The sequence below is a fragment of the Parachitinimonas caeni genome (genome assembly GCF_030129945.1).
In the GTDB taxonomy this organism is placed as follows: Bacteria; Pseudomonadota; Gammaproteobacteria; order Burkholderiales; family Chitinimonadaceae; genus Parachitinimonas; species Parachitinimonas caeni.
In genome coordinates this window covers 1-23653 of sequence record NZ_JARRAF010000019.1, presented here as the reverse complement: position 1 = coordinate 23653, position 23653 = coordinate 1, and the positions used below count along the sequence as shown (strand labels likewise).

The following is a 23653-nucleotide window of genomic DNA, read 5'->3' as shown; positions in this document are numbered from 1 at the left end:
GGACTAAGCAAGTGATTTTCAACGCCGCAGCAGGCCCAAATCCGGCGAAACCCTCCGGCCCGGCGCGACCGGAAACAAAACGTCAACAGCGCCTAACAACAAGGAATGACCCGATAGCATGACTAACTTCGACGACTCGCTCTCGTTACTGCTGGCTGCTGATGACGATGAATTGATGCGCTACCAGGTCTGGAATGGCCGTCGCGTCGAATTGCCTGCCGATGCCTATGTAGACGTTCTGATTGAACGCGCAGTGCAGCAATATTCCGACCGGACCGCGCTGGTCTACCGCGATGAGGTGCTGAGTTACCGTGCCTTCTGGCAGCGGGTGGTGCACGGCAGCCGAATTCTGATGGCGGCAGGCGCCAGACCGGGCACGGCGGTAGCGATTGCCTTGCCACCGGGCGTAGAGCGGATGGTGGCCGTGGTGGCCGCCCTGCATTGTGGTGCCTGCTACCTGCCGCTGAACCTGGACCACCCCACCGAGCGCTTGCGCCGGCAGTTCGATGATTGCGGCCAGGCCCTGCTGGTAGCCACATCCGCCACGGCCCAAGCCCTTGGCATCGACCAGGCGCTCGATCTGGGTGCCGCAGCACCGGCTGTTGCGAGCGATGCCCTGCCGTTGGCAGCCCGCCAGGTATCTGACTACGCCTACATCATTCATACCTCCGGTTCGACCGGCCAGCCTAAGGGCTGTGCGATCCGCCATGACAGTTTGTACAACCGTCTGGTGTGGATGCGCGATGCGCTGCAGGTCGGGCCGGATGACCGCATCCTGCACAAGACGGCATTTGGATTCGACGTCTCGGTATGGGAACAGCTGCTGCCGCTGATGACCGGCGCGACGCTGGTGATTGCCGACACCGAGGATGCGCGTGACGCGCATCGTCTCGCAGGGCTGATTGCGCGGCATCAGGTCAGCCTCTGTCACTTCGTGCCGACCTTGCTCGATGCCTTTCTGGATCAGGATTCGCTGGAAGGCTGTGCCTCGTTGCGTGCCATTGTCTGCAGCGGCGAAGCCCTGCCCAAGGCCACTGCCTTGCGTTGCAGCCAGCGCCTTGATGCCGCGTTGTATAACTACTACGGTCCGACGGAGGCGGCGATTGATGTCACCGCCTGGCGTTTCGACCCGGAGCAGGACTACGGATTTGTGCCCATTGGCCTGCCGATCGATAACGTAGACGCCCATGTCTTGCGGGATGATCTGACCCCGGCGCCGGTCGGGGCCGAGGGGGAGTTGTATCTGGGAGGCATTGCCGTCGGCGCTGGCTATCTGCGGCGCCCTGCCCAGTCGGCCGAGCGTTTTATTCCCGACCCGTTCTCCGCGTTGCCGGGTGCCCGGATGTATCGAACCGGTGACATTGTCCGTCGCCATGCCGACGGTGCCATCGAATATCTTGGCCGGCGCGACATGCAGGTCAAGCTGCGGGGCTTCCGTATCGAGTTGGGCGAGATTGAAGAAGTTCTGCGCAAACACTCCGGTGTCAGCCAGGCAGCCGTCATCGTCAGCGATGAGCCACGCCAGCTAATGGCCTATATCGTTCCTTCCGCAGGCCGGTCGCTGGCCGAGATAGAAGCCGAATTGCGCACGGCGGCTGCCAAGGCACTACCGGTTTATATGGTCCCGGCGGTGTGGATCGGCCTTGCCACCATGCCGACAACGGTCAATGGCAAGCTTGATCGCAACGCATTGCCCAAGCCGGTACGTGCCGCTGCCGGTACGGTTCCGCTCAGTGGCGAGCGGGAAGAGACGCTGGCCAGCATCTGGCAAAACCTGTTGGGCCTGCCGGAAATCGATGCCAGCACGAACTTCTTTGCCGCAGGTGGCGACTCGATTCTGGCCATCAAGCTGGTGGCGCGTGCGCGTGCGCAAGGTCTGCGCTTTGAGGTGAACGATGTCTTTGCGCATCCTACGGTCCGTGCGTTGGCGGCCCAGGCACAGGGCATTTCGGATGCACAGGTTGATACACAACCCGCTCCTGCTTCAGTTGCCCTGTGGCAACACGGGTTCTCCGCTCAGGACTGCATTGTGGCGGTTCTCGACTGGAAAGCCCCGGAAGGGGAGGTGGAGGCCGGGCTGGCCAGACTGGATCAGTTGCTGCTGAATCGGCAGCCCGGCTTACAGCCAGGCTTGCGACTGCCTGCAACGGGCATGGCCACACTCAACCGGCTGGTGGCCGAACTGGCGGCCGCTCCCCAGCGAACCTTTGCGGCTGCCCGCGATGGTCAGAAACTGATGCTGGCCTTGCCGCCGCACAGTGCCGACTGGTCGAGCTTGCCTCGCCTGGCTTCCTTGCTGGAGGCCAAAGACCAGGGCATCAGCAGTGTTGATTTCCGGCAGTGGGCTGACAACGCCCGTCAGTTGCCAGCCCCGTCTCTGGAGCGCCCTGCCGCTGGCGCCAAGGCCACCGCAAACCCGTACTGCCAGAGTGGCCACTTTGCGCTGCCTGCCAACTGGCAGCAGCGTCAGACCAGCTCTGGCGGGGCAGAGGATCCGCTGATTGATCTGATCAGCGCCGCTGCACTGACCGCCATGGCGGCGACCGGCGTGAAGCGCGTGCGCTGCCGCCTGCCGGAAAGTCGTGCCTGGGCAGCGCAGACGGGCTGGGAGCTATCGCATTGCTTCGGTCGTCTGGCGCTTGAAGTTGCCCCGGTGCTATCACTGGCCAACTGGCATATGGCCAGCGAGCAGTTCATGGCACTGCGTAGCTTGCGCAGTGGTCTGCCCGGCGCCCCCGAGTTTGCGGATGAGCCGGCGCAGAACTGCCGGGTGCTGGCCGTGACGCCACCGACAGACACCACTTTGAACTGGACAGCTGAATATCTGGAACTGCTGGCCCAGACCTTGGCGGTAGAGGATGAGCTATTACTGGTGGCCTTGCTGGAGGCAGATCAGCTGCGATTCTGCTGGAGTGGCCAGGCTTCGCTGGTTTCCCGGCTGATGGCGCCGACGCTGCAGGCGCTGGACGAGGGCTGTCACACGCAAGGTCCGCAGCGTCTGGCGCAGGATTTTCCGGACAGCGGGTTGCCGTCTTCGCGGCCACTGGCCGGACCACTGGCGCAGGCCGCCGACGCCTATCCGCTGGCGCCGATGCAGGAAGGGATGCTGCTGCGCTCAATCTACTGGCCGGAGTCGGATGCGTATTTCAACCAGAACCTGATTGAACTGCACGGCCCTTTGCAAAGACAGGCGCTGGTCGATGCCTGGATGACCGTTGTCGGTCGGTATGAAGCCTTGCGCACGGGATATGCCTGGGAAGGGCTGGAAAGCCCGGTTCAGCACATCGCCGCCAAAACCCGTCATGGCGTGTGTGAGCATGACTGGCAGGATTGCAGCACGGATGAAGCCGCCATCGAAGCCAGGCTGGCCGCCTTCATGGATGCCGATCGGAGCTTGCCCTTTGACCTGCGCGAACCCGGACTCTGGCGTTTCAACCTGATCCACCTGACCCCAGAGCGACATTTTCTGGTGTGGAGTCACCACCATATCTTGCTGGATGGCTGGTGCCTGTCGCTGATCTGGGGCGATGTGTTCAAGCACTATGCGGCCACCGTTGAAGGCCGTGCTTTGCCTCCTCAGCGCCCAAGGCCTTATCGCGACTATCTGACATGGCTGCGGCACCACGGTGCGGCACGACGTAACCCGGCCTTCTGGCGTGATTATCTGGATGGCTATGACGCGCCGACGCTGTTTTCACGGCACAGCCCAGATACCGAAGGACGATTTGATACCTGGCGGATCAAGCTGACGCCGGAAAAAACCGAGGGCCTCAACCAACTGGCCCGTCAGTGTGAAATCACCGTCAACGCCATCATTCAAGCCGCCTGGAGCCTGATGCTTGGCATGGAGACCGGCCGTAGCGACGTGATTCATGGCGTGGCGGTGTCGGGACGGCCGCCCGAGCTGGATGGTTCGGAGCAGATGGTTGGCCTTTTCATCAACACCATTCCCTTGCGCTTACGTCATCAGGCGGGTCAGCGGGTCAGCGAGTTTTTGCGGCAAACCCAACGTACTCTGGCCGAAGCCAGCCGACAGGCAGACCTGCCGCTGGCCGAGATTGCCGGCCAATGGCGCGGCCGTCGCTATGGTGACGAGCGCCTGTTTGACAGTCTGATCGCCTTTGAAAACTACCCGGAAAACAATCTGCCGCAAGGCAAAACCGGGGGGCTCGACATCATCGACCGCTTTTGCGATGAGAAAACCGAGTATCCGTTTGGCTTGATCGTGCTGCCGGGCAAGGCGCTGGAACTGCATTTCAACTTCGATACCGCCCATTTCGCGCCAGCCGAAGTCGAGCGCCTGACCTGGATCTATCGCGGCCTGCTCGACGCCATGATCAACGAGCCTGACGGCGTGCTGGCCAATCTGCCGGGGCCATTGCTGCCGGTACTGCAATCCGCCGCCCCCGCGCAAGGCGACCGGACGCTGCATGCCGCCATCGCCCTGCAGGGTCAGACCGCTCCCACGGCCTTGGCGCTGATCGACGCCGACCGGCGTTGGACTTATCAGGAAATGGCAGCAGAAATTGAAGCCTGCGCGGCGAGCTGGAGCAAAGCGGGCGTCACCTGTGGTCAGGTCGTGCTGCTGATGCAGCCACGCTCAGCCCGTCTGGCCATCAACCTGCTGGCCTTGTGGCATCTGGGCGCGATACCCGCTGTGCTGAATGCGGGCCATCCACCGGCCATACGTCAGGCCTGCGCGGCACTGGTTCAGCCGGATTGGCTATTGGCCGATGGCGATGCGGCACTCCCCGGCACACCGCTACCCCCCCAGCCCCTGGCTGGTGTTGGCGGGGTGCCGCCAGCGGTGAAGGCATCGGGTCGGATGATTCTGTTCACCTCGGGTTCCACCGGGCAACCCAAGGCAGTGCTGTGCCATCAGGCCGGGTTGCTGGAGCGGATTCGCACCACCGCCAGCCTTTACGGCAGTCAGAAGCCGGTGTTGCTCGCCAATGCGGCAGCAGGTTTCGACATTGGTCTGTGGGAGCTGCTTTTCCCTCTGGTACAGGGGGGAACGGTGGTGATTGCCTCCGAGACGTCGCTACGTGACTTCTCTGATTTTGCCGAGCAAATCCGACTGCATGGTGTCGATACCCTGCACCTGATTCCTTCATTGCTTGAGCTATTGCTGGATGCGGCCAGGCCGGATCAGCTGGCCAGCCTGAAAGCGGTGGTGAGTGGCGGCGAGACCCTGCCTGCCAGCCTGGTCCGCCGCTGGTTTGCCCAAGGCCTGTCTGCAGCACTCTGGCAAGGTTACGGCCCGACCGAAGCTTCGATCAGCGTCGTGGACCACCTGTGTCGACCTGAAGATGGTGAGGCGCAGAGAGTCCCGCTCGGGCAGCCCAGTGGGGGAGCCTGCGTGTATCTGCTGGACGAGTGGCTGCGCCCGACACCGGTTGGTGTGGAGGGTGACCTGTATCTGGCGGGCGAGAACCTGTGCCAAGGCTATGTGGGCGCGGCAGCCGCGACGGCAGAGGCCTTCCTGCCCAACCCCTGGGGCGAGCCCGGCAGCCTGATGTATCGCACCGGTGATCGCGCCATTTTGCGTGCCGATGGTTTGCTGGAATTTCACGGGCGCAAGGATCGACAGATCAAATTACGGGGCCAGCGGATTGATCTGGGCATGCTGGAACAGATCGTGGCGAGACACCCTGCGGTGCGCGATGCGGCGGTCGTGGTCGCAGCGGGCACGACTTCGACCCTGACCGCGCACCTTTGCCTGCGCGACGGTGCCGATCCGGCCGTGGTGGAAGCCTTGCCGCAATGGTTGAGTACTGAATTGCCCTATGGCTTGACGCTGCCGATCCGGATGCATACCGCATTGCCGGTCAATGCCAACGGCAAGCTGGATCGCCGGGCACTGGCGGCGTTGCCGGTTACCGCCACTGCCAGTGAGGGTCCGCAGGAAGGCCCGCAAAATCCGGTGGAAGAGGCCGTGTGGGCAGCCTGGACCGAAGTAATGGGTAGCGCACCTACCCATCGGCACAGCAATTTCTTCTCTAGTGGTGGGCATTCGCTGGCCGCCATGCGCCTGGTTCTGGCCGTACGGCGAAGGCTGGATGCCAGTGCCAAGGTGGAAGTGACCCACTTGTTCAAATTTCCGACGGTCGCTGGCATGGCCGAAGCGATCCACTCGGGTGCAGGGGGGTCAGGACGCGATCACGTTCTGGTGGTCAGCGAACCTGCCGCGCCAAGTGCCACGCCGCTGTTCCTGATCCACCCGGTGGAAGGCATGGCGCTTTGCTATGCCACGCTTGGCGAGTTCCTGCCAGAGCGGCCGATCTACGCCTTCAGCAACCCACGCCAGCTGGAACGCGACAAATTTGCCAGCCTGGCCGAAATGGCGCGCCTCTACGTGGAGTGGGTACGCAGCCTGGCCGGCGATGGGCCTGTGATGCTGGGGGGCTGGTCATTCGGCGGTGTGGTGGCGCTGGAAATGGCTCGCCAGATGCGTGCGCATGGCAGCACGGTTGAGACGGTTCTGCTGATTGACAGCTACCAGCTGGCGGGCCAGCACGCCCTGATGCTACAGCACGACGCTGCAGCACCGACCGAAGCGCTGCGCGACGAGATTCGCCATAACACCGCCTTGGCGCTGGCGGCCACGCCAGCACCGTATCCCGGCAGAGTGGTCTTGCTGCAAGCCGAAGACGACACCTCGGCCCTCGGCCCTGCCAATGGCTGGTCTACCCGACATCTACCGGATCTGACGCTGCGTCCGCTGCAGGGTGTTCATCACGATCTATTCAAACCTGAATTCTTGGCCAGTACCGCTTTGGCAATACGGGCTGCTCTGGAGGAATCCCCGCAATGAACGACCGCGTTTCCCTGACTTCCTTGCCGGTCAACAGCTTGGTGATCGGCTTTGCCGAGAAACCCTACGACCTGTTTTTGTTGAAAGTTGCCGGCGTCGAGCTGGTGGGTATCAAGAGCGAAGCCCGATTCGAGCCGGAAGGCCCGGTGCGCAAGTGCAGCCTGGTGGAAGCCCATATGGTGAAAGGCCGCTTACTGGCCACCCGGGTGACGGCACAAGGCTACACCGCCTACTACCAACCGCTGCCACACAACGAGATCAGCCGTCTGTTCGAGCAGGCCGCACAAGACCCACAGGCCAGCCTCAGCTATCCCTTTGCCAAGATTTTGCCGGGTGGAGAAGAGTCGGTGCCTCCGCCAGACGCCTGGGATCCGGACCCGGACTTCGCTGAAGAGCTTGACCGCGACGAAGTGTATTTCCGCGCTACCGCCGTGAGTTTGCTGGAACAGCTTGGTCTGCAACGGGGCGTGGTCTACGACCCGGCCTGTTCGACCGGTGCTTTTCTGAGTGGGCTCAAGCAAGCCTACGGCGGTTTGGTCACCATCGGCCAGGATCGCAATCCCGGTATGGCGGCCTTGGCCAGGCAGCGGGTTGATCAAGTGTTTTGCGGTGACAGCATTCAACCGGCCCCGGCCGCCGAGTCGGTCGATCTGTTGGTGCTACGCCATCTGAATGTTGAAGTCGTGACAGCTGCCGATGCTGCAAGCCTGTTTCTGGCATCCGCCAGCACATTACGCGCAGGCGGTTACTGCCTGGTGTTTGGTCACACACCGGTTCAGTTACCGGCTGCATGGTTTGAGATGCAGGGTTTCGAGGTGTTGTCGAGTGTTGCCGCAACACCTGCCAGGCATGCCCTGTTTGAGTTTTATCTATTACGCAAAGGCCAGTCGCCCCAATGGGCTGCCTGACTTGGGTACGTCGAGGAATTTGCCGGTGAAATGCCGGCATCACCCATAGGCGAATCTGGCAGATGTCTGGCCAGGTTGGCTTATCAGGTGCCATCAAAGATGGCTGTTTTTTTTATCAATGGAGAAACAAATGACTCCCACAAACGTACCTCAGTTAGGCGGTCGTAAGGGTAAGGCGCCGGCTTTGGGCGCTGTAATCGACGTAGAGCTGTCCGCAGCACGCGGCAAGCGTCCTCAGTCCGGCCTGGTTCTGGATGTTGAACTGGCTGGCCGTGGTGGCAAGCGCCCGCAAGCCGCTTTGGTTGACTTTGATGACGCAATTGACGCTGTAGAAGGCCGCAAGAAGAAAAAGCGCCCTCAAGCTGCTGAAGTTGTCGAGGCCGCTCGCGCAGGCAAGCGTCCGCAAGCTGCGCTGGTAGAAATTGATGACGCAATTGACGCTGTAGAAGGCCGCAAGAAGAAAAAGCGCCCTCAAGCTGCTGAAGTTGTCGAAGCCGCTCGTGGTGGCAAGCGTCCGCAAGCCGCGCTGGTGGAAATTGATGACGCGATTGACGCTGTAGAAGGCCGCAAGAAGAAAAAGCGTCCTCAAGCTGCTGAAGTCGTCGAGGCCGCTCGCGCAGGTAAGCGCCCACAAGCTGCTGAGATCGTTGAAGCTGCTCGCAAGGGCAAGCGTCCTCAAGTCGCCTCGGCTGACATCGTCGAAGCCGCTCGTGGTGGCAAGCGTCCGCAAGCCGCGCTGGTGGAAATTGATGACGCGATTGACGCTGTAGAAGGCCGCAAGAAGAAAAAGCGTCCTCAAGCTGCTGAAGTCGTCGAGGCCGCTCGCGCAGGTAAGCGCCCACAAGCTGCCGAGATCGTTGAAGCCGCTCGCAAGGGCAAGCGTCCTCAAGTTGCCTCGGCTGACATCGTCGAAGCCGCTCGTGGTGGCAAGCGTCCGCAGGCTGCTGAGATTGTTGAAGCCGCTCGCAAGGGCAAGCGTCCTCAAGTTGCCTCGGCTGACATCGTCGAAGCCGCTCGCAAGGGCAAGCGTCCGCAAGTTGCCTCGGCTGACATCGTCGAAGCTGCTCGTGGTGGCAAGCGTCCGCAAGCTGCTGAGATTGTTGAAGCCGCTCGCAAGGGTAAGCGTCCTCAAGTTGCCTCGGCCGACATCGTCGAAGCTGCTCGTGGTGGCAAGCGTCCGCAGGCTGCTGAGATTGTTGAAGCCGCTCGCAAGGGCAAGCGTCCTCAAGTTGCTTCGGCTGACATCGTCGAAGCTGCTCGTGGTGGCAAGCGTCCGCAGGCTGCTGAGATCGTTGAAGCCGCTCGCAAGGGCAAGCGTCCGCAAGTGGCAGACGTGCTGACTTCGGTCGAGCCAGGCCAACGCGCCAGCCATGTTGTGGATGTGGCCACCCAGCTGGACAAGCAGCTCAGCCTGCTGGTTCAGGCCAAAGCCTCGTTCCACAACCAGACCGGCGGCACCGCGCTCGAAGCGGCAGACAAGCCTTATGGGCGTGAAGCGATGTCCTTGCTCTCGGCCGCAGGGCAAGAGGGCTTGCCGGCCAACAAGCGTCGTTCGTTTGACGCTTGATAACCGGTAGGGCCGGGGGGAGCAGTCCCCGGCCCGGCAGAAGGTGGCTGGCCACCTTCTGCCGAATATTCACCGAATTGATTCAGGAAGAGCCGATGAGTAAAGATAATGTGTTGCCAAGCGTGATTGTTGCCGCCAATGGCTGGGGGGGCTATCTGGCCTCGCATCTGTATCCGGGTACACCGGTGATCTATGTCAGTCCCGGTATGCACTGGGTGCAGGTGGCGCACCAGGTCCTGCGGCTGACGGGCGCCGGGCCGACGGTTCTGCTGCACATCGACATCAGCCTCTGGGGCGAGGTGATTGATGGCATGGACGACTTTATCCGTTTGATCATCGGCTCGGGCGGCAGTGTCTGGAATGGCCGGATCCGGGATACCCGGAAGTCCAGCATGCATCGCGTATGCCGTCGCAACGGGCTGCCCTCCACCCAAGTGCTGGATGCAAACCAGCTATCGCCCCAGGCACGGGTCATGATCAAGACCGATGTCAATGCGCTGGGGCGTGCCGAGTTCCGGCTCGAAGATACGGTGCTGCAAAAGCTTGGCCTGGGCAACATCAAGCGCTCAAGAGTTGCCGGCATGACCGAATATCCGACCATGACCGTCGCCGAAGTCCCGGCTGAGTTATGGCAAGCGCCCGAACTGTTGATCGAACGCTTTGTGGAAAGGCGCGATGGCTTGTTCTTCCGCGTGTTCATGGCGGGTGAAAACTGCATTCTGTGCGAAGGCAAATCGCAAGAGATCGTCAAGCGCATCAACCGCGATGCGTCGGAACGACGGGATATCCGTATCACCCGTTCCATGTATGGCCACGAAGAGCTGCCGAGCATCATCAGCCCGCAACAGCAACGGGCTTTCGAACAGGCGATCCGCTTTGCTGATGCGTTCGGTCTGGATTTCGGCTCGCTGGATCTTTTGATCGACGAAGACAACGAGATCTACATCGTCGATGTCAACCCGACGCCGTACTGGGGCGATGACCCGGTCTACACGCATTTCGCGACCCACCTTGGCGGCCTTGCGGCACAGCCAGCCTGAGCGGGGACTGCACCATGTGCGCGGCAATTACCGACACCATGAACCTGCTGAATGAAGCCACCCGGCGTTATCCTGCAGCTATTTCCTTTCTGGCCGGCCGGCCACCCCAGCACAGCGTGGATGCCATGCCTGCCACAGGCTGGCTACAGCATTTCATCGAGCATAGCCACGCCACACCCGCTGGCCGGCAACAGCAATGGACTGAGCTTGGCCAATACAGCGATACCAATGGCGTGGTGCGTGAGCATGTGGCCCGATATCTGCAGCAAGCCGGTTTTGCCGGGGCCGAGGCGGCCAGCTGCCTGATCAGCAACGGCGCACAGGAGGCCATGGCAATCTGTCTGGCAGGCCTGGCGGGACGAGACAAAGTCGCCTTTGCGCCCGACCCCTGTTACGTCGGCTTTGCCGGGGCGGCCGATGCCATGGGCGTTGCGCTGGAAACCGCCCTCGACGACGCGCAGTTTCTGGATCGCCTGCAAGCCCGGCTTGAGGGGCCCGGCAAGCCGATTGGCTGTGTTTATGTGATTCCCGATTTCGCCAATCCCTCCACACGCGTCATGACCCTGGCGGAGCGGCAGCGTCTGCTGGCAATGGCCGCGCAGTACGACTTCTTCATCGTTGAAGACGCCGCCTATCGCCAGTATCGCTACGAAGGCACCCAGCTGCCGGCAATCAAGCAACTGGATCAGCAGGGGCGGGTTGTTTATATCGAGTCGTTTGCCAAGTCAGTCCTGCCCGGCCTGAGGCTCGCGGTATTACTGGCAGATCATCAGGACGCGCAAGGCACGCGTCTGGCCCAGCGGCTGTCTTCCATCAAGAGCTATCTGTCGGTGGCGACGTCACCGATCACCCAGGCCATGCTGGCGGGTCTTTTGCAGCAGGAAGCCTATTCCCTGGAACGCTGGATTGCGCCCCGCCGCAATCAGCTTGCGGCCAACCGTGATGCGCTGGTTGCGGCATTGATTCGCCATTTCGGCCCTAGCGGCCAACGCGGCATCCGCTGGCAGATTCCCGAAGGCGGCTTCTTTCTGGCGCTTGACCTGCCGTTCGAGTTTGGCCAGGTCGAGTTCGAGTGCTGTATGTCGCAGCATCAGGTGCTGGTGATGCCGATGCAGGCATTTTCCACGGTGGGGAATCAGACCAGGCAGATCCGCCTTGCCTTCAGCAATGCCGATGCAGACACGATCGAGCGCGGCGTCGAGCGCCTGGCCAGGTTTATCGAGACCAAGCTGGCCGTGGCTGAAGTGGTGTGAAGCCGCAAGGTTGCGGCCTGCCTTGACCACGCTTGGATCGGCACATTGATTTGCAATTTATTAGATAGAAAGTCTTTCAGGTAATGAACGTGACACTGCGAATTTCCACCCCCTTGCGTTTAGGGTTTCTGGCTTTGGCCTTGGCAACCATCAGTGCCTCGGCCCTTGCTGCCTGTCCGGAGTTAGGGAGCAATATTGAGCAGGTGTTGGCGCGCCAGCCACAGACGCCGGTAGCGGTGGCCGTGCTGGAGCCCAGCAGCCAATGCACGGTCATGATCAATGCCGAACGGGCAATGACCATGATGAGCGTTTATAAGCTGCCGATTGTCCTGGCGGCTTATGATGCGGCGGACAAAGGCTTCAAGCTGGATCGGGTGATTACCATCACCCCGGCTCAGGCGGTTGGAGGTTACAGCCCCCTGGCCGAGACACTGGCTGAAAAAGGCCCCCAGCGCATGAGCTATAGCGAGCTGGCCGATGAAGCGCTGATGGAAAGTGACAACACCGCTTCCGATGTGTTGTTGAAGGCGATCGGCGGCCCGGAGGCCGTCAACCGCTTCCTGGCACGTCATCAGCTGAGCGGTATCCGGGTTGATCGCTTCGAGCGCCAGATCACAACGGATCAGGACAAACTGCCCAGTGAGGTCTCGCTGAAAGACGAACGGGACACGGCCACCGGTGCGGCGCTGATCACCCTTCTGCAACGGTTGACCGAAGGCAAACTGCTGTCTGCACGGTCCACCCGCATCGTGCTCGAGAAGATGGCGCAGGTTCAAACCGGTCGTAAACGCCTGCGGGCGGGCATACCCGAGACCTGGAAGCTCGCACACAAGACTGGCACCGGCGAGCTGCCCGGCGGCATCAATCTGGCAACGCACGATGTCGGCATCATCTACGCTCCGGGCGGCCGCAAGATTCTGACCGCTGTGCTGGTCGGACCCAGCAAGCTTGCCCATGTCGAGCGCGAAGCGTTGATCGCTGCGGTAAGCAAGGAAATCGGCAAATGGGCGAGCCAGACCGGCAATCAGCCATGAACCCGCAAGACCAACCTCTCGATACCGGGCTGGCCTCACTCGTTCTGGCCATGCGCTTGTTACACCTGCCGGTTGAATATTTGTCGCTACGGCATGTGCAGGCCAATCGTCCCTTGATCAATGCCCAGGATCTGGTGAGCCTGGTCCAACGCCTTGGCCACCGCGCCCGCCGCGTCAAGCCGGCGCTGGAGGGTCTGGCCGACTTGCCGCAGCCGTCGATTGTTCCCACGCGGGATGGTCATTTCGCCGTCATTGCCGCAGTGGTCGATGGTCAGGTGCTGTATCACGATCCACGCGAAGGAAGGCCGGAGTCGTTAAGCCTGGCTGCCTTCAGCGAGCGCTGGGCTGGCGAGGTGGTTCTGGTAGCGGCTGGCGCACAACAGAGCGGCCAGCCGAAGTTTGATATCAGCTGGTTTACCCAGGCCATGCTGCGTTTTCGCCAGCCGTTTGTGGAGGTGATGCTGGCGTCGGTAGCCTTGCAGCTGCTGGCCCTGGCAACGCCTTTACTGTTCCAGATGGTCATTGACACGGTGCTGGTGCATCGCGCGATGGCGACGCTGCTGGTGGTCTGTGTGGGCATGGCGGGCCTGATCGTGTTCGATACGGTGATTCGTACCGTGCGCGGCTACATCCTGTTTCATACCACCAGCCGCATGGATGTCGAGCTGGGTGCGCGGCTTTACCGGCATCTGCTCTCGCTGCCCGTGGCGTATTTTCTGTCGCGCCGGGTGGGCGACACCTTGTCGCGGGTGCGCGAACTCGAAAACATCCGCGAGTTCATTACCTCATCCGCCATTACGCTGCTGATTGATCTGGTGTTTGCCACGGTATTCCTGGTGGCGATGTTCCTGTATTCCCCAATGCTGTCTGGCATCGTTGCCCTGTCGCTGCTGGGCTATGTGGTGGTCAGTGTGATTTCAACGCCAATCCTCAAACGCAAGCTCGACGAGAAATTTGAGCGGGGGGCAGAGGTCAATGCCTTCCTGATTGAGTCGATTCACGGCGTCGAGGCCGTCAAAGGCATGGCCGTTGAGCCCTTGCTGCAGCACCGCTGGGAGCGGCGGCTTGCCAGCTATGTCAAGTCGGGTTTTGCTGTGGAACAGCTGGGGCTGTGGGTGGGTGGCACTGTCCAGACCATTTCCAAGTTTTCGTTCCTGCTGGTTCTGTACTTCGGCGCGCTCGAAGTCATGGGCGAGCGGCTGACCGTGGGGCAGCTGGTGGCTTTCAATATGCTTGCCTCGCAAGTGACGGCGCCCATCCTGCGCATTGCCGAGCTGTGGCAACGCTTCCAGCAGATGCGGCTGTCGGTGGAGCGTCTGGGTGACATTCTGAATGCGAGCCCGGAAGTCACCAGCCTTACCCAGGTTGCCATGCCCAAACTGCGTGGTCAGATCGACATGGAAAATGTTGCCTTCCGCTATCAACCCGATGGCAAGGATGTGCTGTCGAACATCAGTTTACGGGTGGAACCTGGCCAGATGATTGGGGTGGTCGGTCAATCCGGCTCGGGCAAGTCAACGCTGGCCAAGCTGGCTTTGCGGCTGTATCTGCCTACCGAGGGCCGTGTGCTGGTGGATGGCGTGGATATTTCGACTATCGACCCTGCTTCCTTGCGCAGTCAGGTCGGGGTGGTCGCGCAGGAGAACATGCTGTTCATGGGCAGCATCCGCGACAACATCGCTTTTGGTCATCCCCAGGCATCGTTGGCAGAGGTGATGGAAGCGGCGCGACTGGCCGGCGCACATGAGTTCATCAGTGCCTTGCCCGCAGGCTACGACACGGCAGTGGAAGAACGGGGGAGTAATTTCTCGGGCGGACAGCGGCAGCGGATTGCCATTGCCCGCGCCTTGCTGCGCAATCCCAGCTTGTTGATCTTTGACGAGGCGACCTCCGCGCTGGATGTGGAAACCGAGCAGGTGATACAGCGCAACCTGCAGCAGATCGCTCACGGCCGCACCATGTTGATCATTGCGCACCGGCTGTCCGCCGTACGCCAGTGCGACGTCATTATCACTCTCGAACAGGGGCGCATCGTCGAAATGGGCAATCACGATACTTTGCTGGCAAGTCGTGGTCGTTATGCCGACATGTGGTCCATGCAGGCGGTGAATTGAGATGGAATCGTCTTTCTTTCCCCGCCGGCAAGCAAAGCAGACGTCATCGCGTCCGGATTACTACGATTTTCTGCCAGAAATCATGGCCCTGAATGAGCGCCCACCCAGTCCGCTTGGGAGAACCGTTTTATGGTTATGCCTGGGTTTGCTGGTGGCCGGAACGCTGTGGGCCTATCTGAGCTGGGTGGATACGGTGGTTGTCGCCGAGGGCCGTGTCATTCCGCATGGTTACGTTACCCCGGTTCAGGTGCCTTATGGCGGCGTGGTCAAGCGGATTCATGTGACGGAAGGAACGCTGGTGCGCAACGGCGCCGCGTTGCTCGATTTTGACACGACCGTCAGCCATTCCAATCTTCAGCAAACGCGCGAGCGTCTTGAGAATGCCCAGCGCAAGGCCGCTCGCTATCGGGCGATTTTGTCAGGGGTGGAGTCAGAAGGCATCCCTGCCACCTTGCTTGCCCGGGACGATGCGATTGTTCGCCAGACGGTACTGATGCAGCGTCAGCGCCTGCAGGATCTGGCACGGGAACAACAGCAACTGGGTGATGAACTGGAGGTTGCCAGGGCAGACCAGAAGCGCGCAGCGCAATCCTTGCAGATTACTGAAAAATTGCTGGTCGGCACCCGGGAGTTGGCAGGGACTGGCTATGTGTCGAAGTTCAAGCTGCTCGAAACCGAGCAGCAGGCTATCCAGCAACGCTTTGATCTGGAGGCCGCAGGACGCCGACTGACTCAGGCCGAGCACAAGATGGCCCGATTGCAGAACCAGCTGGCTGCCGCCCGGAGCAGTTTCAATGCAGACATGCTTGAACGTCAGACCGAGGCCGAGTCAGAGGTCGTACTGATTGCCAATGAGCTGACCAAGGCCGAGCAGGAAAGCCGTAATGCCAGCTTGACGGCCCCGGCCGAGGGGTATGTGACCGATCTGAAAGTCCATGCGGCGGGTGCGGTGGTGGCGCCGGGCAGCCAGATCCTGTCGCTGGTGCCTCGTCAGGCTCTGCTTTCGGTCGAGGCAGAGCTGGCCAACACCAATGTTGCCAAGGTCCGGCCGGGCATGGCGGTTGCCATCAAGCTGGCCGCCTACCCGTTCAACAAGTTCGGAACCGTTGCCGGACGTCTGGATGGCATATCTGCCGACGCCATCGGCACCGATCCTCAGAGCAGCAATTATCGTGTGCGCGTCACGATTGATCCGCAGCAGGAGGTCTTGCGCAGTGGCCGGATCAAGCTGATGCCCGGTATGCGAGCCACCGTCGAAATCAAAACCGGGCAGCGCCGCTACATCGAGTACCTGACGACGCCGTTGGTACAAACCCTGCAAACGGCAGGCAAGGAATCCTGATCCTTTCTACGAGGCAAAAACAAATATGGAAACGCTTACCACTCCCCATTCACAGCCCGCTTTGGCCAGTATTCAAGACTTGATTCTGGAACTCGATCATGTCGCCATCGCCGTTGAAGATCTGGATGCTGCCGTAGCGTGGCACAGCCGGGCACTGGGCTTCACGGAAGTCAGCCGCAGAGTCACGACCGGCGAACATACGGCTATGAGGTCTGCCGTCATGAAGGCAGGCAAGGCGGTGGTCGTGCTGGTGCAAGGCATGTGCGAAGCGTCTCAGGTTTCGCAATTCATCGCCCGTCATGGTCAGGGGGTCCAGCATGTGGCGCTGGCCGTGTCAGATCTGGACCGGGCCGTAGCCAGTCTGGAAGCAAACGGCATTGTGATGGATACCCCCATGATCGTTGATCACGGCATCCGTCAGGTTTTCCTGGGTCGGACACCTGACTCGGAAGTGCGCTACGAATTGATTGAGCGTCGCGGCGGGGCCTTTACCGACCGTTCTGTCGAACGGCTCTTCCGGACGCTGGAAGCCGGCAAACTTTATTGAGAATCCTGTCACACATTAGAGGAATGCAACCGATGTCTACGGTTCAAACAAACGATGAACGCGACCCCTTCGAACACTATCTGGTGGTACGCAATGCCAAGGGCGACCATTCGATCTGGCCTTCAGTAAAAACCTTGCCTGCAGGCTGGGACCCTCTGGACATGAAGGGGAGCCGGGCTGAATGCCTGAGCTGGATCGAACAAAACTGGTCTGGTCCGCAGCTGGGTTGATGCGACGTGTCGCTTCCCATTACCCCCATTGAGCGTCTTGCCTGGCGCCAGACGCCTACCTTCATCAAATGGGATGATCGTTTGAGTGCGGGGGCTGGCTGTTCCAAGTGGCGCTTGCTGGATGTGGTGTTGCCGCTGATGGCAGAAGCCGGCGCGGATACATTGGTTTGCCTTGCCAGCGCGGGGTCTTCGCTGGTGGCTGCCAGTGCGTACGCCTGCCATCAGGCCGCCTATTCCTGCCATGCCCTGGTTCGGCGGCAGGTGGCGTCCGCCGGGGCCCGGCAGGCCATGAATCTGGGGATGACGTACGGTTGTCATTATCACGCCGCCCCAGATGGGGTCTCACTGCGCAGCAGCAGCCCCTGGGTGCTTCGCTTTGTTGACGATTTGCGCGCACAGGGGGCAAGACCTTTCCTGCTGCCCTTTGGTGGTACTCATCCGCTGGCACCGCGAGCTTATATCGCGGCGGGGCTCGAACTGGCTTCGCAGGTGAGGCAACTGGAACCCAAGCCGAAGCGGGTTTATGTGGCCGCCGCGACGGGCCGCCTGGCACTGGGTCTGGCCTTCGGATTGGCGCTGGCCAAGTCGCCGTTGCAGGTGGTTGCCGTCGGCGTATCGGCGGATACCCCTGCCTCGGCAGAAGCTTTCGAAACTTTGCTGGACGAGGCCTTTGCTGCCTGGACAGGGGATGCGCCGGCCGTCACAGCCGTTCTGGAGCGGCTGCATGTCGTCAACAGCAGCACCTCTGCCGCTTACGGTGAGGCTTCGGACGCCGCACAGCACGCCTCTGCGCTGTTTGTGCAGCATCACAATGTGGCGCTGGACCAGACTTATGCCGGCCGTGCGTTTGCTGCCCTGCTGGCAGACCCCGAACCCGCCCTGTTCTGGTGTTCGGGGGGGACCTGGCAAACGCCATTTACCCGCCCTGAACGGGATTTTGCAGATTTCCTGCTACCCGCAATGGCCGAACCGGCGTTGTCTGCGTCTGGCGGTCAGATAGAAAACCATGTCCTTGTTTGCTGATTTTCATACGGTCGATGACTTTCGCCAGCGTGCCCGTCGTCGCCTGCCGCGATATGCCTTTGATTTCATCGACGGCGGCGCAGGGTCTGAACGTGCGCTGGCGCGTAATGCCACTGCCTTCGCCCGCGTCGAACTGGTGCCGCGCCTGGGGGCGTGCCATGCCCAGCAGGATCTTTCGGTGGATTGCATGGGGCAACGATTTGAGGTGCCGTTCGGTATTGCCCCCCTGGGCCTATGTGGATTGGTTCATCCGCAAGCCGATCAGATGCTGGCGCGTGTGGCGGCGCGTTGCGGCGTACCGTTTGTTTTAAGCGCGACCAGCAACACCCCTTTGGAGCAGATTGCGGATGCGCTCGGGCAAGCGCCCTGGTTTCAGTTTTATGCGCCGAAATCCACCAGCGCCGCCAACAGTCTGCTTGATCGGGCAGAGCGGGCAGGATGCCCCGTTCTGGTGGTGACGGCGGACGTGGCTGCGCCAGGCAAACGATTGAGAGATTTAAGGCATGGCTTGAAGCTGCCTTTGCGGCCCAGTCTTGGAAATATCGTCACCACCCTCTGTCATCCCCACTGGGCGGCGCGACGGGTGCTGGCAGGGCCGATTACCTTCCCCAATCTGGCCATGCCCGGCGAGGATCAGGCCGCGCTGTCCTTCTCGTCGTTGATGGCCTGGCAGACCGGCGGAACACTGGACTGGGCCACCTTGGCCAGGATACGTGAGCGCTGGCCGCGAAAGCTGATACTGAAAGGCGTGCTGGCCGCTGAAGATGCCCAACAAGCACTTGGACTCGGATTCGATGCGGTGGTGGTATCCAATCATGGTGGCCGGCAGTTCGATTCAGCGCCGGCGCCGCTCAGCATGCTGCCGGCGATGTCTGCCGGTGGCATCCCGGCTGCGAGTTTGCTGCTGGATTCCGGGGTCCGGAGCGGGGAGGACATCGTGAAAGCGATTGCCATGGGGGCAGGCATGGTGTTCCTGGGGCGTCCATTTTTGTTTGCCCTGGCTAGCGGTGGCGAAGCGGCGGTCGAGCACCTGATTGCCTTGTTAAAGCAGGATGTGGCCCGGGCCATGTCGCTGTTGGGCATGGTGTCGGTGGCACAGGCCGGACAATGGCGAGAGAAAGGGATGTATGGGATCTGCTGAATCGAATCACCCATCCACAACACGTCGATGGGGGCGCTTTCTGTTTGTCGTCGGCGAGCACACAGGCCATTTGCATGCCGTGCTGGGCGTTGCACGTCGCCTGCAGCTGCGCGGGCATCAGGTGGCTTTTCTGAGTGCTGGTTCGCCTGCGGCGATTGAGGCGGCAGGCTTCAGCCATCTACCCGCCCCCTGGCTGGATAGCCCGGATGAGGATGCGTTATTCAAACTCCCCAAACCAGCCCGCCTGGCAGAGTTTGACCACTGGCTAAGCGTGGCTGAGCAAGGGGCGGCTGCAGTCGCCGCCACCTTCAAGCCCGACTTGCTGTTGTTTCAGCCATTCCAGCTGGGTGTCTATCCTTTTTTTCAGCGCCAGAACCTGCCTGCAGTGTCTTTCAGTACCAAACCACTGCTGAGTTACGACCCTTGGGTCCCGCCGTATACCTGTGGTCTGAAGCCTACCCATGACTGGCAGGGAAGGGTGCGAGTGGAATGGGAATGGTGGCGTATGCGTGCGCGCTACCTCCGCTATCGGGTGGATTGCCTGTGGCAACAGTGGCGATATGGTATCTCCCATCGCTCAGCCTTATTACTGGCCGCGCGTCATACGGGGTTTTGCTTGAAGCAGGAGAACCGTACTCGCCCTCTGGCGTTTGATTTGAGTTTCCGCTCCGTACCGGAATTGGTACTTCACGCGGCAGAATTCGACTTTCCTCGTGCCAGACCCTTACCCACTGGCGTAGCGTATTTGGGGCCATGCCTTGATCTGCAACGCGCCACCCAGGCATTCACCCCCCCGCCAGGGGAGGGCCCGCTGATTTACTGCAATCTGGGAACCGTGGGTAAACAGATGAGCCCCCACAAGCTGGCGCTATATCAGAGTGTCCTCCAGGCTGTTCTGGCCGCGTCCGACTGGCGGCTGGTTTTGGCAACAGGCCATGCCGAGGCCGCCCTGCACTTGAAGCAGTCCCGTAGTCATTGGCCTGAGCGCATCCAGATTACCGAGTGGGCACCGCAACTCTCGGCTATGGCGCAGGCACACTTGCTGATCAACCACGGTGGCGCCAATTCGACCAAAGAGGCACTGTGGTGTGGGGTGCCGCTTCTGGTACTGCCCCAATATGCGGACCAGCCGGGAATGGCCGCCCGCATTGCCTATCACGGTCTTGGTCTGGTCGCCGACCCCGCCACAGCAACAGCGACCTCTTTGCATGCCCAGATCCAGCAGATACTGGGTCAGCCTGAATTTTCAAGACAGGCCGCGCACTTTCAGCGTGTGTTCCGGAATTATGAGGAGGAGGGAAAGGTGGCGTTGACCCTTGAACAGTATGCGGGGTTACCAAGCCAGGATCGACTGCATGATCTGGTCCCCGCCAGTACGCAACCTGAATATGCCTGACTAGCGGCAGACCTTGCTCGGCCATCCATTTTGAAAGTCGTTGATGAACAGTCCTAATGAAAGTTCCGCCAATACCGTGGAATACGGTTACTGGCCCTCTCCCGTGTCCTCAGACATTCTGGCGCGCCATTGTCTTCGCTTTGGTCAGCTGGCTGTCGAAAACGATCGTATTTACTGGAATGAAAGCCGTCCCACCGAGGGGGGGCGAATGGCCGTCGTCTGCCGTTTTCCGGATGGTACCGAGCAGACCTTGCTGAATGCACCGTTTCAAGCCCGTAGCGATGTGCATGAATACGGCGGCGGTGAGTTTTCAGTCCGCGATGGCAGAGTGTTTTTTGTGAATGCCGATGATCAGCAACTCTACTGCCGGGAGCGTAACGGCGAAGTATTTCAGATCAGCCGTCAGCCTGAGTCGCGTTACGCGGAACCGGTCTACGACCCGGCCCGAAACCGCCTGATTGCCGTCTGTGAGCGCCATCTACCGCAGCCTGCTTCGCCGGTGAACTATCTGGTTGCTATCCGTCTGGACGATGGTGAGGAACAGATACTGGCAGAAGGGCATGACTTCTATTCCTCACCGGTCTTGAGCCCGGATGGCGTAGCGATAGCCTGGTTGTGCTGGAAACATCCGAATATGCCGTGGGATGGCTGCGAATTGTGGTGCGGCTATTTTGGGCCGGCCGGGCATCTAGGCGACCAGCGTCTGGTTGATGGGGGGGCCGAAGTCTCGATCTTTCAACCGGAATGGTCTCCGTCAGGTGAGCTGCACTGGGTATCGGATGCCACCGGTTGGTGGAATCTCTACAGAGAACGGCAAGGCAAAATTGAGCCACTTTGGACCATAGAAGCGGAATTTGCCCGGCCACAGTGGTCGTTAGGCATGTCCAGCTATGGGTTTGATGCGTCGGGCCACATCGTCTGCAGCTACTGCCAGCGAGGCGAATGGCATCTGGCGCGGCTGGATCCGGAAAGCGGACGCACGCAGACCTTTGACTTGCCCTACCGGGATTTCAATGCCCTGCAGATGATAGGCAATGATGCGGTGCTGATTGCTGGCGCCCCGGACCAAGCGCATGCCGTCGTTAAAGTCGGACTGGAACCACTCGATTGCCAGCCACTCAGGTGTACGCTCGACACCCAGATTGAACCCGGCTATCTGTCAATTCCCGAGTCAATTAGCTTTCCGGGTTGTGACGGAGAGCGGGCATATGGCTTCTTTTACCGGCCAAGTCACCCTGAATTTTCTTCTCATGCCAACAAATTACCGCCGTTGCTGGTAATGGTACATGGCGGCCCGACCGGTGCGACCACCAGCACGCTCAAGTATTCGATCCAGTTTTGGACCAGTCGTGGTTTCGCCGTACTCGATGTGAATTACGGTGGCAGTACCGGATATGGACGCCAATACCGGCAAAGATTGCGCGAGCGCTGGGGAATCGTGGATAGCCAGGATGCCGTCTGCGGTGCCAGATTTCTGGTGGAGCGGGGCGAGGTTGATGCGTCTCGAATGGCAATCCGTGGCGGCAGTGCTGGCGGATTTACCACCTTGTCTGCCTTGATCCAGTTCGATGACTTCAAAGCTGGGGCAAGTCACTACGGTATCGCCGATCTGGAATCTTTGGTGCATGAGACGCATAAGTTTGAATCCCACGACCTGGAAAAGCTGATCGGCCCCTATCCGACCGAGAGGCAAAGATACATTGAGCGGTCACCTATCCACGCCTTGGACAGGCTGAACAAGCCACTTATCTTGTTCCAGGGGCTGGAAGATAAAGTGGTGCCACCGTCGCAGTCTTCTCGTATGTACGAAGCCGTGCTGGCTCGGGATGTGCCGGTCGCGTACTTTCCATTTGCTGGCGAGTCACATGGCTTTAGACGCCCTGAGACCATAAAGAAAGTAGTGGAAGAAGAACTGGCATTTTACAAGCGAGTACTACTCTGAAGGCGCTATCAGGGGTTCTGTTGCATTAGCTACCAATCAGTGGTCATTTGTAAGCTATGGGCTGGTCAAATCGGTTGGGAAAATCGATGTTGAACGTGAAACGGTTCCGGTTTCCAGTGGAAATCCTCCGGCAGTGTGTCAGCTGGGTTGTGGCCTATTCCGTGAGTGACCGGCAGATTGGGGAAATGATGGCCGAACGAGGCGTTCAGGTGGATCATCGTACGCTACAGCGCTGGGCGATCCGCTCTCTGCCGGTCTTGACTGAGCGGTTTCGCCAACAGAAAAAGGCAGTGGGTACAAAGTGGCGGATGGCTGAGACCGATGTCCATATCTCGGCGAAATGGCAGTATGTCTATCGCGCCGTCGATTCCGAAGGCAAAACCGTGGACGTCCTGCTCTGTGACAAGCGGGATCATGCGGCTGCCCTGAGTTGCTTTCAGCAAGCCATGGCTCAGTATGGCCAACCAAGTGGTTGTCATCGATTAAAGCGGCTCCAATCAGTCAGCGCTGGTCGCCTTGAATGCGGAAGATGTTCTCTCCATCCAGATCCGCCAGAAATGCAACTGAACTAAATTTTCAGCTTCTTCTACGAATTTAACGGTATGCGTTCAAAAGCCATGTCAATTTCTCGTGCAAGCTACCTGTTGTTTTACGCTTTGGTTCTTACGTCATGTGCGAATGCAGAATGCCTCAAATACGAGCCAGAAGTGGTCACACTCTCAGGGAAGTTGGTTCGCAAAACATTTCCGGGCCTTCCTAATTTCGAAAGTATCAGGAATGGTGATGATCCCGAAACGGGATTCTATTTGGTAGTCAGAAATCCCATTTGCACCGTAGGCGACCAAAGCGAGCCCGGCAGTACGCCAATGACAGGTGTTTCTTTGGTGCAACTATTACTAAGACAAAAGGAATATCAGGAGCTTCGGCCTTTATTAGGTAAATCAGTTAAAATCAAAGGTACTCTTTTTTCGGCACACACTGCACATCACCACGCACCGATTCTTCTAAAGTTTCTCACAGTTGAGAAATAGGGGATTTTCAATTTTATAACTATTGAGTCCTGCCAGAATTCAATACCTGGCAATGCAATAACATTAACTTCAGAAATGTGGCGGGCTCGGCAATGGGAAAGAAGCTAATTTTTATATTTTTTTTATCCCACTTTTCAATGGCTATAGGTGTCAGGTTCCGCCTGTTTATAAACTTTCCTCGTAAACAGATCCGGCTGTTTAACCTGCCACTGTTTCATAGCCTCAATCGGAGACAAGAAGTTGAGGGCTTTTTGTGGGATGTGATGATTGT

General features: G+C 59.9%; 16 protein-coding genes. All 16 read left to right on the top strand.

Annotation, left to right across the window (positions count from 1 at the left end; all coding sequences use genetic code 11):
• Nucleotides 1-118 precede the first annotated feature (118 nt).
• Nucleotides 119-6814, top strand: a complete 6696-nt coding sequence (locus tag PZA18_RS15350) for a non-ribosomal peptide synthetase (protein WP_284101743.1) — start codon at nt 119-121, stop codon at nt 6812-6814.
• Nucleotides 6811-7722, top strand: a complete 912-nt coding sequence (locus PZA18_RS15345) for a class I SAM-dependent methyltransferase (RefSeq protein WP_284101742.1) — start codon at nt 6811-6813, stop codon at nt 7720-7722. The genes PZA18_RS15350 and PZA18_RS15345 overlap by 4 nt, the downstream gene beginning before the upstream one ends.
• Before the next feature lie 130 nt (nt 7723-7852).
• Complete coding sequence (locus PZA18_RS15340; protein ID WP_284101741.1) at nt 7853-9289, top strand: hypothetical protein; 1437 nt, start codon at nt 7853-7855, stop codon at nt 9287-9289.
• Between the two features lie 95 nt (nt 9290-9384).
• Nucleotides 9385-10329: a hypothetical protein gene (locus PZA18_RS15335; protein WP_284101740.1), complete on the top strand. Its 945-nt coding sequence runs from the start codon at nt 9385-9387 to the stop codon at nt 10327-10329.
• Between the two features lie 14 nt (nt 10330-10343).
• Nucleotides 10344-11582, top strand: a complete 1239-nt coding sequence (locus PZA18_RS15330; protein ID WP_284101739.1) for an aminotransferase-like domain-containing protein — start codon at nt 10344-10346, stop codon at nt 11580-11582.
• 89 nt (nt 11583-11671) lie between these two features.
• The gene (bla, locus tag PZA18_RS15325) at nt 11672-12616 is read left to right on the top strand and encodes a class A beta-lactamase (RefSeq protein ID WP_284101738.1); all 945 of its coding nucleotides are present in this window, start codon (nt 11672-11674) and stop codon (nt 12614-12616) included.
• The gene (locus PZA18_RS15320) at nt 12586-14730 is read left to right on the top strand and encodes a peptidase domain-containing ABC transporter (protein WP_284101737.1); all 2145 of its coding nucleotides are present in this window, start codon (nt 12586-12588) and stop codon (nt 14728-14730) included. The genes bla and PZA18_RS15320 overlap by 31 nt, the downstream gene beginning before the upstream one ends.
• 1 nt (nt 14731) lies before the next feature.
• Nucleotides 14732-16072, top strand: coding sequence for an HlyD family type I secretion periplasmic adaptor subunit (locus tag PZA18_RS15315; protein ID WP_284101736.1), 1341 nt, complete (start codon nt 14732-14734; stop codon nt 16070-16072).
• A gap of 25 nt (nt 16073-16097) precedes the next feature.
• Nucleotides 16098-16619 carry a VOC family protein gene (locus PZA18_RS15310; protein WP_284101735.1) on the top strand — a complete coding sequence of 174 codons (522 nt, stop codon included), beginning with the start codon at nt 16098-16100 and terminating at the stop codon, nt 16617-16619.
• Between the two features lie 32 nt (nt 16620-16651).
• The gene (locus PZA18_RS15305) at nt 16652-16849 is read left to right on the top strand and encodes an MbtH family NRPS accessory protein (protein ID WP_284101734.1); all 198 of its coding nucleotides are present in this window, start codon (nt 16652-16654) and stop codon (nt 16847-16849) included.
• A gap of 6 nt (nt 16850-16855) precedes the next feature.
• Nucleotides 16856-17872 carry a pyridoxal-phosphate dependent enzyme gene (locus tag PZA18_RS15300; protein WP_284101733.1) on the top strand — a complete coding sequence of 339 codons (1017 nt, stop codon included), beginning with the start codon at nt 16856-16858 and terminating at the stop codon, nt 17870-17872.
• Nucleotides 17856-19013: an alpha-hydroxy acid oxidase gene (locus PZA18_RS15295; RefSeq protein ID WP_284101732.1), complete on the top strand. Its 1158-nt coding sequence runs from the start codon at nt 17856-17858 to the stop codon at nt 19011-19013. Before PZA18_RS15300 ends, PZA18_RS15295 begins: the two co-directional genes overlap by 17 nt.
• A complete protein-coding gene (locus PZA18_RS15290; protein ID WP_284101731.1) occupies nt 19000-20409 on the top strand; it encodes a nucleotide disphospho-sugar-binding domain-containing protein in 1410 nt (469 codons plus the stop codon). The genes PZA18_RS15295 and PZA18_RS15290 overlap by 14 nt, the downstream gene beginning before the upstream one ends.
• Nucleotides 20410-20452: 43 nt before the next feature.
• Nucleotides 20453-22351, top strand: a complete 1899-nt coding sequence (locus PZA18_RS15285) for a S9 family peptidase (RefSeq protein WP_284101730.1) — start codon at nt 20453-20455, stop codon at nt 22349-22351.
• Nucleotides 22352-22437: 86 nt separating this feature from the next.
• Complete coding sequence (locus PZA18_RS15280; RefSeq protein ID WP_284101729.1) at nt 22438-22923, top strand: IS6 family transposase; 486 nt, start codon at nt 22438-22440, stop codon at nt 22921-22923.
• A gap of 30 nt (nt 22924-22953) precedes the next feature.
• Nucleotides 22954-23382 carry a DUF4431 domain-containing protein gene (locus PZA18_RS15275; RefSeq protein ID WP_284101728.1) on the top strand — a complete coding sequence of 143 codons (429 nt, stop codon included), beginning with the start codon at nt 22954-22956 and terminating at the stop codon, nt 23380-23382.
• Nucleotides 23383-23653 lie beyond the last annotated feature (271 nt).

Excerpts from the sequence above, each read along its gene's own strand:
- PZA18_RS15305 (WP_284101734.1), top strand. The coding sequence starts at position 16,652 with ATGTCTACGGTTCAAACAAACGATGAACGCGACCCCTTCGAACACTAT.
- PZA18_RS15340 (WP_284101741.1), top strand. The coding sequence starts at position 7,853 with ATGACTCCCACAAACGTACCTCAGTTAGGCGGTCGTAAGGGTAAGGCG.
- PZA18_RS15275 (WP_284101728.1), top strand. The coding sequence starts at position 22,954 with ATGCGTTCAAAAGCCATGTCAATTTCTCGTGCAAGCTACCTGTTGTTT.
- PZA18_RS15290 (WP_284101731.1), top strand. The coding sequence starts at position 19,000 with ATGGGATCTGCTGAATCGAATCACCCATCCACAACACGTCGATGGGGG.
- PZA18_RS15350 (WP_284101743.1), top strand. The coding sequence starts at position 119 with ATGACTAACTTCGACGACTCGCTCTCGTTACTGCTGGCTGCTGATGAC.
- PZA18_RS15280 (WP_284101729.1), top strand. The coding sequence starts at position 22,438 with ATGTTGAACGTGAAACGGTTCCGGTTTCCAGTGGAAATCCTCCGGCAG.
- PZA18_RS15295 (WP_284101732.1), top strand. The coding sequence starts at position 17,856 with ATGTCCTTGTTTGCTGATTTTCATACGGTCGATGACTTTCGCCAGCGT.
- PZA18_RS15315 (WP_284101736.1), top strand. The coding sequence starts at position 14,732 with ATGGAATCGTCTTTCTTTCCCCGCCGGCAAGCAAAGCAGACGTCATCG.
- PZA18_RS15285 (WP_284101730.1), top strand. The coding sequence starts at position 20,453 with ATGAACAGTCCTAATGAAAGTTCCGCCAATACCGTGGAATACGGTTAC.
- PZA18_RS15335 (WP_284101740.1), top strand. The coding sequence starts at position 9,385 with ATGAGTAAAGATAATGTGTTGCCAAGCGTGATTGTTGCCGCCAATGGC.
- PZA18_RS15310 (WP_284101735.1), top strand. The coding sequence starts at position 16,098 with ATGGAAACGCTTACCACTCCCCATTCACAGCCCGCTTTGGCCAGTATT.
- PZA18_RS15345 (WP_284101742.1), top strand. The coding sequence starts at position 6,811 with ATGAACGACCGCGTTTCCCTGACTTCCTTGCCGGTCAACAGCTTGGTG.
- PZA18_RS15320 (WP_284101737.1), top strand. The coding sequence starts at position 12,586 with ATGGGCGAGCCAGACCGGCAATCAGCCATGAACCCGCAAGACCAACCT.
- PZA18_RS15330 (WP_284101739.1), top strand. The coding sequence starts at position 10,344 with ATGTGCGCGGCAATTACCGACACCATGAACCTGCTGAATGAAGCCACC.